Annotated in this window: 12 protein-coding genes; 11 read left to right on the top strand and 1 reads right to left on the bottom strand. The window is 24.8% G+C overall.

The annotated features are described in order from the left end of the window. The first annotated feature begins 7 nt into the window (after nucleotides 1–7). From EV215_RS06855 to bioA, 8 genes are all read left to right on the top strand, one after another. Nucleotides 8–685, top strand: a complete 678-nt coding sequence (locus tag EV215_RS06855) for a flagellar brake protein (RefSeq protein ID WP_134113256.1) — start codon at nucleotides 8–10, stop codon at nucleotides 683–685. A 21-nt stretch (nucleotides 686–706) separates the two neighbouring features. After that, nucleotides 707–2,053 (top strand): glucose-6-phosphate isomerase, encoded by a 1,347-nt coding sequence (locus EV215_RS06860; protein WP_134113257.1) that lies wholly within the window; start codon nucleotides 707–709, stop codon nucleotides 2,051–2,053. Nucleotides 2,054–2,223: 170 nt separating this feature from the next. Next, nucleotides 2,224–3,615 carry an aminopeptidase gene (locus tag EV215_RS06865; RefSeq protein ID WP_134113258.1) on the top strand — a complete coding sequence of 464 codons (1,392 nt, stop codon included), beginning with the start codon at nucleotides 2,224–2,226 and terminating at the stop codon, nucleotides 3,613–3,615. 235 nt (nucleotides 3,616–3,850) lie between these two features. Further along, complete coding sequence (locus EV215_RS06870; protein ID WP_134113259.1) at nucleotides 3,851–4,303, top strand: PTS sugar transporter subunit IIA; 453 nt, start codon at nucleotides 3,851–3,853, stop codon at nucleotides 4,301–4,303. A 24-nt stretch (nucleotides 4,304–4,327) separates the two neighbouring features. Then, on the top strand, nucleotides 4,328–5,539 hold the full coding sequence (locus EV215_RS06875) for a cation:proton antiporter (RefSeq protein ID WP_134113260.1): 1,212 nt from the start codon (nucleotides 4,328–4,330) through the stop codon (nucleotides 5,537–5,539). A 28-nt stretch (nucleotides 5,540–5,567) separates the two neighbouring features. Then, complete coding sequence (locus EV215_RS06880; RefSeq protein ID WP_134113261.1) at nucleotides 5,568–5,891, top strand: hypothetical protein; 324 nt, start codon at nucleotides 5,568–5,570, stop codon at nucleotides 5,889–5,891. Nucleotides 5,892–5,990: 99 nt separating this feature from the next. Continuing rightward, on the top strand, nucleotides 5,991–7,760 hold the full coding sequence (locus EV215_RS06885) for a chloride channel protein (RefSeq protein WP_134113262.1): 1,770 nt from the start codon (nucleotides 5,991–5,993) through the stop codon (nucleotides 7,758–7,760). A gap of 149 nt (nucleotides 7,761–7,909) precedes the next feature. Next, nucleotides 7,910–9,184, top strand: coding sequence for an adenosylmethionine--8-amino-7-oxononanoate transaminase (gene bioA, locus EV215_RS06890; protein ID WP_134113263.1), 1,275 nt, complete (start codon nucleotides 7,910–7,912; stop codon nucleotides 9,182–9,184). A gap of 39 nt (nucleotides 9,185–9,223) precedes the next feature. Here the strand turns inward: bioA and EV215_RS06895 are convergent, their stop codons facing one another. Continuing rightward, nucleotides 9,224–11,317, bottom strand: a complete 2,094-nt coding sequence (locus tag EV215_RS06895) for a hypothetical protein (RefSeq protein ID WP_134113264.1) — start codon at nucleotides 11,315–11,317, stop codon at nucleotides 9,224–9,226. 194 nt (nucleotides 11,318–11,511) lie between these two features. Here EV215_RS06895 and EV215_RS06900 point away from each other — a divergent pair, with 194 nt between their 5' ends. From EV215_RS06900 to murD, 3 genes are read left to right on the top strand one after another with little or no spacing between them, the layout of a single operon-like run. Next, nucleotides 11,512–12,795, top strand: a complete 1,284-nt coding sequence (locus EV215_RS06900) for a UDP-N-acetylmuramoyl-tripeptide--D-alanyl-D-alanine ligase (protein WP_134113265.1) — start codon at nucleotides 11,512–11,514, stop codon at nucleotides 12,793–12,795. Between the two features lie 16 nt (nucleotides 12,796–12,811). Beyond that, nucleotides 12,812–13,894: a phospho-N-acetylmuramoyl-pentapeptide-transferase gene (mraY, locus tag EV215_RS06905; protein ID WP_134113266.1), complete on the top strand. Its 1,083-nt coding sequence runs from the start codon at nucleotides 12,812–12,814 to the stop codon at nucleotides 13,892–13,894. A 6-nt stretch (nucleotides 13,895–13,900) separates the two neighbouring features. Then, complete coding sequence (gene murD, locus EV215_RS06910; protein ID WP_134113306.1) at nucleotides 13,901–15,175, top strand: UDP-N-acetylmuramoyl-L-alanine--D-glutamate ligase; 1,275 nt, start codon at nucleotides 13,901–13,903, stop codon at nucleotides 15,173–15,175. Nucleotides 15,176–15,180: the final 5 nt, after the last annotated feature.

The raw sequence follows: 15,180 nt of genomic DNA on the forward strand, positions 1-15,180 counted from the left end.
AACATAAATGAAAAAAAATGATCCAAATCAAATAATTCTTGGTGAACTTGTAGATATAGAAATAATAAACCCCGATAGTGAAGGTCGGTATCATGCTACAAAAGTATCTGATATTTATGAAGAAGATAATTCGTTTTCAGTAAATTGGCCAATATATGAAAGAAGATATTTACCAGCAAGAAGAAATGATAAAATAAAAGTAATATTAAAGAGAAAAGATGCAATATATTATTTTGAGAGTCGGATAAAAGCTAGAGCTTTAGAACCATATGCACATCTTAGAATAGAAAATCCTAAAAAATTGATAAAAAAACAAAGAAGAACATATTTCAGACTTCCATTAAATCTGATAGTAAAATTTATTAGATTAAAAGATGAGGTAAAAGAAGGAGAACTACCTCCAGTATATTCAGGAATTTCACTTGATTTAAGTGGAGGAGGAATGTCGATATTATCTAAAACAGAACTTGAGTTAGGAGAAAATATAGAAATTAGTTTTGAATTAACTAATGGAACAAGATACGAATATGTATCTTGTAAAGTTAGAAGAAAAAAATTAATAGATATAAAATATGAGTATGGTTTAGAATTTTTAGATATGCCAAATAGAGATAGAGAGTATATAATAAGTTATCTTTTTGAAGTGCAAAGAACTAGAGCGAGAGCAAAAGATGCAAAAGAATAATATAAATTTAGGAGGGGAATAATGGAAAAATTAGTATTTAATTACAAACTTGCTGAAAAATTTATAGCGGAAGATGAGTTGAACCTTATTAAAGCTCAAACGATGGAAGCTGTAAAAGTATTAGAATCAGGTGAAGGCGCTGGAAATGATTTTTTAGGTTGGAGAGAATTACCTGAAAACTATGATAAAGAAGAATTTTCTAGAATAAAAAAAGCGGCAGAAAAAATAAAAAATGATTCAGAAGTATTAATAGTTATTGGAATTGGAGGATCGTATTTAGGAGCAAAATCAGCAATAGAATTTTTAAAACACACTTTTTACAATAAACAAACAAAAGAAGAAAGAAAGTCACCAGAAATTTATTTTGCAGGAACAAATATTAGCGGAACATATATAAAACATTTAATAGATATAGTAGGAGATAGAGACTTTTCTGTAAATGTAATATCAAAATCAGGAACAACAACTGAACCAGCAATAGCTTTTAGAATTTTTAAAAAATTATTAGAAGAAAAATATGGAAAAGAAGAAGCTAAAAGTAGAATATATGCAACTACTGATAAACAAAAAGGAGCATTAAAACAACTTGCTACAGGTGAAGGATATGAAACATTTGTAGTACCTGATAATGTAGGAGGTAGATTCTCAGTTTTAACAGCAGTAGGATTATTACCAATAGCAGCAGCTGGAATAGATATAGATGAATTAATGAAAGGGGCTTATGATGCACAAGTAGACTTTAAAGCTCCATTTGAAGAAAACTATTGTTATCAATATGCAGCAGTAAGAAATATATTACATAGAAAAGGAAAAGATATAGAATTATTAATAAATTATGAACCAAGATTACATTATATAGCAGAGTGGTGGAAACAATTATTTGGAGAATCAGAAGGAAAAGATAATAAAGGACTTTATCCTGCATCAGCTGATTTTACAACTGATTTACACTCTTTAGGACAATATATTCAAGATGGAAAAAGACATTTGTTTGAGACATTAATTGAAATAGAAAAACCAGAAGAAGATATAGTAATAGAAGCTAATGAGACAGACTTAGATGGATTAAATTATTTAGCTGGAAAAACTATGGATTATGTAAATAAAATGGCAGCTAAAGGAACTATATTAGCTCATACAGATGGAGGAGTACCTAATTTAAAAATAACTATACCAGAAGCTACAGCATATCATTTAGGATATTTGTTTTATTTCTTTGAAAAAGCTTGTGGTGTAAGTGGATATTTATTAGGAGTAAATCCATTTAATCAACCAGGAGTAGAAGCATATAAGAAAAATATGTTTGCTTTATTAGAAAAACCTGGATTTGAAGAAGAAACTAAAAAAATAAAAGAAAGATTAAAATAAAATCTTTAAAAAAGAGCGTCAATTGTCGCTCTTTTTTAATTAAAATAAAAAAAGTTGAATTATTTGGAAAAAGTTGTATAATATTTAGAAGAAGAAAATATTTTTAAAATAAATAAAAATATTTAAAAATTTATATTAAATAAAATAAAAGTAGAAAATGGAGGAAACAGATGTTAGAAAGAAAGCTAGAAAATGGTTGGAAAAATCTAGATGAAAAAACAAAAAAAGATATTTTTGATTTTTCAGAAGGATATAAAAAGTTTTTAGATATTTCTAAAACAGAAAGAGAATTTGTAAATAAAAGTATAGAATTAGCAGAAGCAAAAGGATTTGTAAATGCTGATACAGTAAAAGAATTAAAAGCATTTGACAAAGTATATTATATAAATAGAGGAAAAAATGTAATATTAGCTGTAATAGGTGAAGAAGATATAGAAAATGGAGCTAATTTTGTAGTATCACATGTAGATGTACCTAGACTTGATTTAAAACAAAATCCTTTATTTGAAGACTTAGAAATAGCAATGATGAAAACACATTATTATGGTGGAATAAAAAAATATCAATGGGTATCTATACCACTTGCACTTCATGGAGTTGTAATATTAGAAAATGGAGAAAAAATAGAGATAGTAATAGGAGAAGATGAAAATGATCCTGTGTTTACTATACCTGATATACTACCCCATTTATCTAGAAAAGTGCAAGATGATAGAAAAGCGAGAGAAGTAGTAAAAGGTGAAGAATTAAATATAATAGTAGGAACTATTCCAACTACAATTGAAGATAAAGAGATAAAAAATAGAGTAAAATATGCAGTACTTGAAAAATTAAATGAAAAATATGGAATGAAAGAAGAAGATTTTTTATCAGCAGAATTTGAGATAGTACCAGCATTTAAAGCAAAAGATGTAGGTCTTGATAGAGCGATAGTTGGAGCATATGGGCATGATGATAGAATTTGTGGATATACTTCATTAAAAGCTATATTAGAAGTAGAGAGACCTAAAAAAACAGCTATTTGTTATATAGCTGATAAAGAAGAAATAGGAAGTACAGGTTCTACAGGACTTGAATCAAAATATATAGAATATTTTATGGGAGACATTATTAGTAAATTAAAATCGAATTATAATGATATGATGCTTAGAAGATGTTTATGGAGTTCAAATGCATTATCATCAGATGTAAATGCAGCAGTAAATCCTATGTTTAAATCAGTTCATGATAGTGATAATGCAGCAAAATTTGGATATGGAATTGTTGTAACAAAATATACAGGACATGGCGGAAAATATTCTTCAAATGATGCAGATGCAGAATATGTATATAAAATAAGAAAAGTATTAAATGATAATGGTATAAAATGGCAAACAGGAATGCTTGGAAAAGTAGATGAAGGAGGTGGAGGAACAGTAGCAAAATTTTTAGCACATTATGGTATAAAAACTATAGATGCAGGACCAGCACTTCTTGCTATGCACTCTCCATTTGAATTAGCATCAAAATTTGATATATATGAAACTTACAGAACATATAAAGTATTTTTTGATATGAAATAATAATATTATATAAAAAACTTGAAAAATTTTTTTTTTAGAGTTATATTATAGATATAAAAAGATAGTATTTTTTACTATCTTTTTATTTATAATTAAAAATTTATCTGAAGACACAAAGAAATTTGTGTTTAAAATTAAATTTTTAATTTGAAAGGTTGTGAGAGGTATGAAAAATTTAAAAACTTAAAAGCTACTGTTTGATAAAAAAGTATCATAAAATATTTAAGGAGGAAAAATGACAGTAGAGATAAAAAAACTTTTAAGTAAAGAAAATGTAGTATTTTTAAATACACAAGATATGGAAAGTACTATAGAAGTTTTAAGTGAAAAAGCAGAAGAAATAGGTTGTATTTCTTCAAAAGATGAATTCAAAGAAGCTATATTAGAAAGAGAAGGATTGGTAAGTACAGGAATAGGATTTGGAATAGCTATGCCTCATGCAAAATTAGAAAATATTAGTGAGTTTTTTATGATAATAGGAATAAATAAAAAAGGAATAGACTGGGATGCAATAGATAGAAAACCTGTTGTAGCAGTTTTTCTAATAGGTGGCCCTTCTAATCAACAAAAAAAATATCTTCAAATTATAGCTAAATTAATGCTTCTAATAAAAAATAGTGAAAGAAGAGAAAAATTATTAAATGCTAAAGAAGAAAAAGAGATTGTAGAAATTTTTCAAGATTTTTAATCAATTTAATAAGGAGATATTAAAATGCACATTAACATATTAATAATATTAGCGGGACTTTTTTTATTAGCGTTTGTAAATAAATTAGTGTGTCCGAAATTAAAATTACCTGAAGTAACAGGATATGTAATTCTTGGAGCTATTATAAGTGGTGTTGCTGGAATTACGGTGGGAATGTCAAAATTAAATGAGGTCCTAGATTCTATAGAGATTATATCAAGTATAGCATTAGGAATAATTGGATTTTCAATTGGTATTGAATTAAAACTAAGTGTATTAAAAAAACTTGGGAATTCTATATTTTTTATAGTATTATTTGAAGTATTTGGAGGATTTGTAGTAGTAGCGATAACTTCAAAAATATTTGGATTTCAAACATATACTGCCTTATTATTAGGTTCTGTAGCAGCAGCAACAGCACCAGCAGCAACAGTTGCTATAATAAGAAAATATAAATCAAAAGGAGAATTAACATCAACTATTTTGGCAGTTGTAGGGATAGATGATGCAGTTGCATTAATAGTTTATGTTCTTGCAGCAGGTTTTGCTTCATCAATGGTAACAGGAGAAAAACTTCATATATTACATATATTTGTAAAAGTTGGAATATCTATATTTATAGCTATATCTATAGGGGCAATAAGTGGATTTGTTTATAGTTATATAGTAAAAAATATAAAAAATCAAGATACAATGGAAATGATATTAGTGGCATTTATATTACTTTTGTTAGGATTATCAGAAATGTTTGATGTTTCCGAACTATTAACTATAATGACTTTTGGAGCATTTATAACTAATCTTTCTGAGGTGACAACTAGAAAAAGTGAAAATATAATTGAGAAATTTACAGGAGTATTTGTTGGAGCTTTCTTTATAGCTGGTGGTGCTTATTTAGATTATAGTTTAATAAAAGCAGTATTTGGTACGAGTGTATTATTTTTTATAGCACGGACTATTGGAAAAATATTTGGAGCAAAAATTGGGGCTACTATTGGAAAAGCTTCCCCAAAAGTAAAAAAACATATAGGAGTAATGCTTCTTCCACAAGTAGGGGTAGCAGTAGCACTTGTTATCTCAATAAAAAAACAATTTGTAGGAGTGCAAGTTCATGGAATAGATATAGGTACTTTTATATTTAATATATTGTTATTAACTACTCTTCTTACAGAGTTCATTGGTCCTATATTGACAAAACGAGCTTTACTAGCTGTTAAAGAGATAAAAGAAAGATAATAATTGAGAGAATGAGAGGGGAATAAATATGCACTATTTATATGTAAAAGTAATGGATATAGACTATAAAGAAGACATATTTTTAGCATTAGAAAGCGTTGATATAGTAAAAGCTTCATATATTGAGGGAACTAATTTAGATAATGCTCTTACAAGAGAATTGCCACTTTTTAAAGGTTTTTTTCAAAGTGAAGAAGAGAAATCTAAGCAAGTAATTTTAATAAATGCTTTAATTAATGATGAAGAACAAGCACAAGAGTTTATAACAATGCTAAGAGAAGCTGGAATAGATGTAGATAATGGAGAGATAATAAGAGTATTAACATGGCCTGTTAATATATTGGTAGGATAAATAAAATTATTTAAAGTCAAACCAAAGTGTTTGACTTTTTCCATTTAGAAAATTATAGAAATAATAATAGAGTTATAGATTTTAGGAGGGTAAATAATTGTGCGACGAAAATTTTTAGAAGAAAAAATTATATTTTCTAGTATTATAAAATGGAGTATACTAGCTTTATTTACAGGTATAATAGTAGGAACATCAACGTCACTTTTTTTAAAGGCTATAGACTATGGAATAAAATATAGAAGAATTTTTTCTTTTAAATATTACTATTTATTACCATTAGCACTTATAATAAGTGTATTTTTGATCCAAACATTTGCAAAAGATGCAAAAGGTCATGGAACGGAAAAAGTTATAGAAGCTATACATAAATATGATGGTGCGATAAAACTTATGGTAGTGCCAATAAAAGTACTAGCTACACTTATAACTATAATATTTGGAGGATCAGTAGGGAAAGAAGGTCCGAGTGCACAAATAGGTGGAGGTGTAATGTCTTTTGTTTCTGATATATTGAAAATAGAAGATAAAGATAAGAAGAAATTAGTAATATGTGGTATAGCAGCAGGATTTGGAGCGGTATTTGGAACTCCAGTAACTGGAGCAGTATTTGCAGTAGAAGTCCTTTATGTAGGAAAAATGTTGTATGATGTATTATTACCTTCTTTTATAGCATCTTTTACGTCTATATATGTATCAAAATTATTTTATGTAAGACATTCAAATTATTTAAATGTAGGGAATCTAGATAATTCATCATTAATTTTATATTTAAAAGTATTTATAGCAGCAATATTATTTTCTATAGTTACATTTATGTTTATTGAAATTTTAAATAAAATAGAAAATATTGCAGAAAAGATAAAATTAAATATTTATATAAAAACTTTAATTGCTAGTTTTATAATTATTCTTATAGCATTAATATTTTCTGATGACTATTTAGGATTGGGATTGCATATGATAGATGATTCGATTAATGGAGAAGATATTATATGGTATGCTCCGTTTATAAAAATTTTTACTACAACTATTACTTTAAGTTTTGGAGGAAGTGGTGGAATATTAACTCCAGTATTTTTTATAGGTTCAACTTTAGGAAGTATAGTAGGAGAATTATTACATGGTTCGCTACCTTTATTTGCAGGACTTGGAATGGTAAGTGTATTAGCAGGTGCAGCAAATACGCCAATAGCTTCTGTTTTAATGGCGGTAGAGCTATTTGGAGGAGGAGTAACACCTTTTGCAGTTTTATCTTGTATAATAACATTTTTATTAACGGGTCATAGAAGTGTATATCCAACTCAAATACTTTCTATGAAAAAATCTGAATCAATTGATTTGGAAGTAGGAAAGGAAATAAAATCTACAACTGTAATGGGAACAACAAAAAAAGTTATGTATTTAAAAAAAGCTTTAGATAATAACCAACTAGAAAAAATAATACCTTTAGAAAATATATTTTTTTTAAAAGCTGAAACAAAAGAAGAAGTATTAAAAGAATTTGCTAAAAAAATGAGTAATATGAAGAAAAAAATGAAAAAAAAAGATATAATGAAAGCTCTTCAGCAAAGAGAAGAAATTTATTCAACCGCTTTAGGGCACAAAATAGCTATACCACATTTTGAAGTATCTTTAAATGAAGATTTTTTCATTTTATTTGCAATATTGGAAAAAGATATAAAATGGGATGATAGAAATTATGTTAATACAGTAGTAATGATAGCTAAACCAGAATTTGAACAAAAAATATATCTTGAAATAGTTGCTAAAATATTAAAACAGATAAAAGATGAAGATATAAATAGAGAGTTAATAGCAAGCAAAACGCCAGAAGATGTAATGGCTGTTTTAAAGAGAAAAAAATCTTAAATAAAAATTTTTAGTATAAAAAAATAAATTTTGGAGAATTTTAAAGCTGCTAAACAGCAGCTTTTTTTATTGTTATTTTATAGTAAACATGATATAAAATAATAGAAAAAATTTATAATTTTATTTACCAAGAATAAAATGGAGGAAAAATGGAAAAGATAGAAGATAAAAATTTATGGTATCCATATGCTCAAATGAAAACTAGAAAAGAAAATTTTTTAGTGAAAGGAGCACAAGGAGTATATATTGATATATATCATAGTGAAAAAAAAGAGGAAAAAAAACTTATAGATGCAGTATCTTCATGGTGGTGTGCAGCTCATGGATATAATAATAAAGAGATAAATGAAGCAATAAAAAATCAAATAGATAAATTTTCTCATGTAATGTTAGGTGGACTTACTCATGAAATAGCACAAAATGCATCAAAAAAAATAGTTGAGATAACAAAAGAGGGATTAAATCATGTGTTTTTTTCCGATAGTGGTTCTGTTGGAGTAGAAGTAGCTTTAAAAATGGCTATTCAATATTATAAAAATAAAGGAGATGTAAGTAAAAATAAAATTATATCATTAACTCATTCATATCATGGTGATACATTTAAAACAATGGAAATAGGAGATGATCCAGACTATCATTTTGCATTTAAAGAGTTTTTTAGAGATTGTTATCATATTGATGCACCAAAGGGATTAGAAGCAAATGATGATGAAATAAAGAGGTGTATAAATGATTTAGAGAAATTATTAAAAGAAAAATCTGATAAGATAGCAGCTTTTATAGTAGAACCATTAATTCAAGCAGCAGGAGGATTTAATTTTTATAGTTATAAATATTTAAATGAAGCTAAAAAATTGTGTGAGAAATATGATATTTTATTTATATTTGATGAAGTAGCAACTGGATTTGGAAGAACAGGTAAAATGTTTGCAATGGATTATTGTGATTTTACTCCAGATATATTGGTACTTGGAAAAGCACTCACAGGTGGATACATAGGACATGCAGCGACAGTAGCAACTACAAAAGTTTTTAAAGAATTTTATAGTGATGATAGTGAAAAAGCTTTTATGCATGGACCTACTTTTATGGGAAATCCTTTAGCTTGTAGTGCAATTTTAAAGAGTATAGAACTTTATGAAAAAAATGATTATTTAAGTAAAATAAAAAATATAGAAGAAATAATGAGAAAAAAATTGATAAATATTAAATCTAATAAAATAAAAGATATAAGAGTATTTGGAGCAACAGGTGTAATTGAAGTTGGAAATAGTATTTTTTTAAGAGGATTACAAGAATTTGCATATGAAAAAGGAGTTTGGATAAGACCATTTCTAAATTATGCTTATATTATGCCTCCATATATAATAAAAGAAGAAGAATTGTTAAAAATAATAAATGTATTAGAAGAGTGGTTTAAATAAAAAATAGACCTAATATTTATTTTAGGTCTATTTTTTATATTAAAATTTAGTTATAAATGATATTTTAGCTTGATCTTGTTCATTATCATAGATAGTTGTGTAATTATACATAAAATTATCAAAATCTTCATATGTATCATTAGGTCCATAAGATAGTTTTAAATAATTAGAATTATCAAATTTATATTTCATAGATATAGAAAATTTTGTATTATTTTTATAGTTATTATCACTATCCACCATTTTTCCATTTGATTCAATTCTATCAAGTTGATATTTTCCACCAAATGAATAAGTTATATTATTTTTACTCAAATCTTGTTTATAAAATAAAATAAAATTATCTTCATCTGAACTAGAATTACTATATTTTTTATTCATATATCTTCCACCAATTAAGATATCAGAATTATATGGAATAGATTCAGGTGTTTTAGGTTTAGATAAAACATTATTATTTTCAAAATTCCATCCTAAATTAATTTGTTTATATAATTCATCGCCATCATCATAATACTTAGAAGCAAATTTCATACTTTTATTATTAGTATATAATTTACTATGCTCTCCATATAACTCCCAAGAATTTATATTTGTATCATTATTTCTAATATATCCAAAAGTAAATTTATCAAATGTATTATTACCAGAAACATTTTTAGCTGTAATTCCAGGTCTATAAATAGTTTTATTTACTAAAGTTAAAGTAGAATCAGTTGTATCATTATCTTTATTATTATTAATAATATCAAAAGTAAGATTATAATTATTATTTACTTTTAAAATATTTTTAAAAGATAATTCTTTTTCTTTTGAAGAATTAATTTCATTAGATACATATGTAGAATGATACAAACTAGTTTTTAAGTATGGTGAAGTATATGAGATACCTTTTATTCCACCATAATGGTTTATATCAGATTTGATTAAATCAGTTTGTTTAAATACCTGATAATCAGTATCTCCAAGTCCAGTAATATCATAATTTTTCCCAGTGCTTATTCCGGCAAAAAGAATATCTATTTTGCTATCTTTTAAATATTTTGTAGTGTTAGAATATAAATAAATAGCAGAGTTATCATCCATAGGTAAAATATATTCGTTATTAGTAGAATTACTATTATAATCTTTGTTTGACACAGTAGAATATTCTACATTAAAATATGTATAAGTATTATTATTTATAGTAAAATTAAAATCTGAATTAAAAGATAAAAATGATTTTTTAGTAGTATTTATAGGATTATCCAATCGAGTATACATTAAATTATAATTAGATTTAGTACCTTCTTTATTATTAAAATATCCAAATACACCTCCCCACTCAACTCCAAATAGTTCCCCATATGAAGTAGTTGAAAACAAAGTGGTATATTTTTTGTTTAATAAAGTACTTTCTATAATATATCCATCATTATTTTCTATTTTATCGCCATTTAATATATTAAAATTAGAGTTAAATGAAGGAAGTTTTTTATTTGAATAATATTCATTGTCGCTTTCTTCATAAATATTTTTAAACATAACAATTTTTAAAGTATCATCAGATAAATGAATATCATAATTAGCTAACCCATAATTTGGATCAAAAGTAAAAGTAGAATTTAAATAATTATTAAATTTTGTTAAAATACTAGCTCTTCCATCAATATCTAGAGTAGAATTGTTAGAAGTAAAATTTTTATTTATTTCTAATTCTGCATTAAATCTTACTCTGTCAATCATAGATTTTAATTCATTGTAATTATTATCAATTTTTTGATTAAGTTCAATTTTTAAAGTATCAATTTTTTGATTAAGTTCATAATCTGTAGCTCCAAGTTTACCAAGTTCATTTGCATATTCACTAACCAAAGCTTTTAAAATAGTTATATCCTGTATGTTAGCATTCTTTTTTATATAATTTTCATTGTAAATAATACTATTATATAAGATAGTAGCTATTTCATATCTAGAAAAATTTTTATTGCCTTCAAAATTTGATTTGTTATCAAATAGAGGAGTTAAAATATTTTTTTCAGTTAAAGATTTTATAGCTTTACCTTCAAAAGAATTATAATCAATATCGTCAAATGCAAATGAAATATTTGATATAATAAGTAGAGCTATTAAAAATAAATTAGATTTTTTCATTATATACCCTCCTAGATGTATACGTTACCATGTTATAAATTATCATAAATTTATTATAAAGTCAAACCCTAAAATAAGTATATATTGATAAACTGAAATAATCCTTAAAAAACAAATAAAAAAAATTACTTTATTGATGATTATAAAAAAAAATGATATAATAATTAGAAAATGTAACTTTAAGGTTGTGAAAAATGAAAAGAGAAATTTTAAAAAAAATTTTAAAAAAATATTTTAAAAAAATAGAAAAAATAAATAAAATTTGCATAGATAGTAGAGAAGTAATGGAGAATGATCTATTTTTTGCTATAAGAGGTGGAAACAATTATATTAAAGAAGCACTTAATAAAGGTGCATATGTTATTTACGATAAAAATGGAGAAAATATAGTTAATGAAAAATGTTATAAAGTTAAAGATAGTATAGAATTTTTACAAAATTTAGCAAAAGAGTATAGAGAAAAACTAAATATAAAAATAATAGCAGTAACTGGAAGTAATGGAAAAACAACAACAAAAGATATTATTTTTCAAATATTTAATGAAAAATTTAAAACAAAAAAAACTATTGGAAATAAAAATAATCATATAGGAATGCCTTATACTTTATTAAATGTAGAGGATGATGATGAATTTTTAATTCTCGAATTTGGAATGAGTAATTTAGGTGAAATTGATTTATTAGCTAGTATATCAAAGCCAGATATAGGAGTTATTACAAATATAGGAGAATCCCATTTAGAATATTTAAAAACAAAAGAAAATGTATTTAAAGCTAAAAGTGAAATAATACCTTATAGTAAAAAGATGGTTGTAAATGGTGATGATTTTTATTTATCAAAATTAAATGATAAAAAAATAATAAAAATAGGAAGAAATGGAAATATATCTATATTAGAAATAGAAATAAAAAATGAGTATACATATTTCAAATTAAAAATTAATGATAAAGAACATAAATTTATAACAAATCTATATGGGGTACATAATGTATACAATATAGTGATTGCAATACAAATAGCGATATTTTATGAAATGAGAATAGAAAAAATAAAAGATATTATAAAGAATTTAACTTTAACATCAATGAGATTTGAAGTTTTAAAGATAAAAGGAAATATATATATAAATGATGCTTATAATGCAAGCCCTATATCTATGAAAGCTTCTCTTGAAACTTTTAATAATTTATATAATGATAGATACAAGATAGTTGTTTTAGGAGATATGTTAGAGCTTGGAATAAATAGTAAAAAATATCATGAGGATTTGTCTTATATCTTAGAAAGAATAGATATAAAAGAGATATATCTATATGGAAAAGAGATGCAATACCTATATAAAAAAATAAAAAATAGATTAAATGTAAGGTATTTTACAAATAAAAAAGATATACAAAATTTATTAGGGAATAAAGAGGAAAAATTAGCAGTTCTACTAAAGGGATCTCGTGGAATGAAATTAGAAGAAATTTTATAAACTAAAGGAGATTGGCATGTTATATTATATTTATTTAAAATTATTTAATGAGCTTTCATTTTTAAGGGTATTTAAGTATATTACAGTGAGATCCATAATAGCGTTTTTTTTATCATTTTTTATAGTTCTTTTTATAGGGAAACCATTTATTAATTATCTAAGAAGAAAAAAAATAGGAGATGATATAAGAAAAGAGGGACCTAAAACTCATTATAATAAACAAGGTACACCTACGATGGGCGGGGTACTTATTCTTTTTTCAATACTTCTCACAGTTTTAATAACAGGTAATTGGACTAATCAGTATATTGTACTTCTTTCTATTTCTACATTATTTTTAGGTGGATTAGGATTTTATGATGATTTTAAAAAATTTACGGTGGATAAAAAAGGATTGGCAGGAAAAAAGAAAATACTTGCACAAATAATACTCTCTATAATAGTATGGATTTTTATAAAAAATCTAAATTTAGGAGAAATTTCTTTTTCGATTGTAAATCCATTTTTAAAAAATTCTTATATTTACATTGGTAGTTTTTTAATGTTATTATTTATTATATTTATTATTGTAGGAAGCTCAAATGCTGTAAATATAACAGATGGACTTGATGGATTAGTTATTGTACCAGTTATGATAGTATCATTGACTCTTGCAATAGTAGCATATTTTACAGGAAATATTATTTGGAGTAAATATTTAAATCTTTATTATATAGAAGGAACAGGCGAAATAGTAGTATTTTTAGCGAGTATAATAGGTTCTGGATTAGGTTTTTTATGGTACAATTTTTATCCTGCGCAGATTTTTATGGGAGATACAGGTTCATTAGCACTCGGAGGATTATTAGGTATTATATCAATATTATTAAAACAAGAGATTTTATTAGGTATAATAGGAGTAATTTTTGTTATAGAAGCATTATCAGTAATAATTCAAGTGTGGTCTTTTAAAAAAAGAGGAAAAAGAGTATTTAAAATGGCGCCTATACATCATCATTTTGAAATTTTAGGTGTACCAGAAACAAAAGTAACTGCAAGATTTTGGATAATATCAATTATGTTTTCTATATTAGGACTTTTAATTTTAAAATTAAGATAGGTGATTATTTTGAAAGCTATTGTTTATGGAGCAGGAAAAAGTGGTTTAGGAGCAAAAAAACTTTTAGAAAAACAAGGTTATGAAGTAATTTTAGTAGATGATAAAAATGGAATATCATCACAAAAAGCTATAAAATATTTAGATGAAATAGATATTTTTATAAAAAGTCCAGGAATTCCTTATAATGATTTTGTAAAATTAGCAATAGATAAAAATATTAATTTAATAGATGAAATAGAATTAGCTTATATGTATATGAACAAAAATACGAAAATTATAGCAATTACAGGAACGAATGGAAAAACTACTGTAACAAGCAAAATAAAAGAGTTATTAGAGTATAATAGTTATAAAGTAAAATATGCCGGAAATATAGGTATTTCTTTTTCCGAAATAGTTTTAGAGGGTAAAGATTTAGATTATATTGTGTTAGAACTTAGCTCATACCAGCTTGAAAATATTAAAACATTTAAACCATATATATCGATGATAATAAATTTAACACCTGATCACATGAATAGATATAGTAGTTTAGATGAATATTACAATGCAAAATTTAATATTTATAAAAATTGTAATAATACTGATTATTTTATTTTAAATATTGATGATAATGAAATAATGACTAGATTTAATAAAAATATAAACTTAAAAAAAATTTCTTTAGAAAATGAAGCTGATATCTATTATAAAAATAATTATATATTTATAAATAAAGAAATGTATATAAACAAAAATAATCTTTCTTTAAAAGGTATACATAATATACAAAATATTTTATTTATAATATCTGTATCTGAAATTTTAGGTCTTGATAGAAAAAAATTAAAAGTTTTTTTAGAAACAACAAATACTCTAGAACATAGAATGGAAGAATTTTTTAAAAAAGAAGATACTTTGTTTATTAATGATTCTAAAGGAACAAATATAGATTCTACAATAAAAGCAATAGAAGCTTTTGAAAAAGACTTAATTTTAATAACAGGAGGAAAAGATAAAAAAGTAGATCTATATCCACTGTGTAAAATAATAAAAAATAAAGTAAAAAAGGTATATCTTATAGGTGAGACAGCAGATATTTTAGAGGAGATATTATTAGAGCTAGAATATAAAAAAGAAAATATTAAAAACTTAAAAACTATTGAGAAAGTAGTAGATAATCTTAAATTAGAATCAGAAATAGTACTTTTTTCGCCGGCACATTCTAGTTTTGATCAATTTAAAAATTTTGAAGAAAGAGGAAAAATTTTTAAAGAATTAATTTTACAAAAGTTTAATTAGAAATG

It is taken from the genome of Hypnocyclicus thermotrophus (assembly GCF_004365575.1).
Lineage (GTDB): Bacteria > Fusobacteriota > Fusobacteriia > Fusobacteriales > Fusobacteriaceae > Hypnocyclicus > Hypnocyclicus thermotrophus.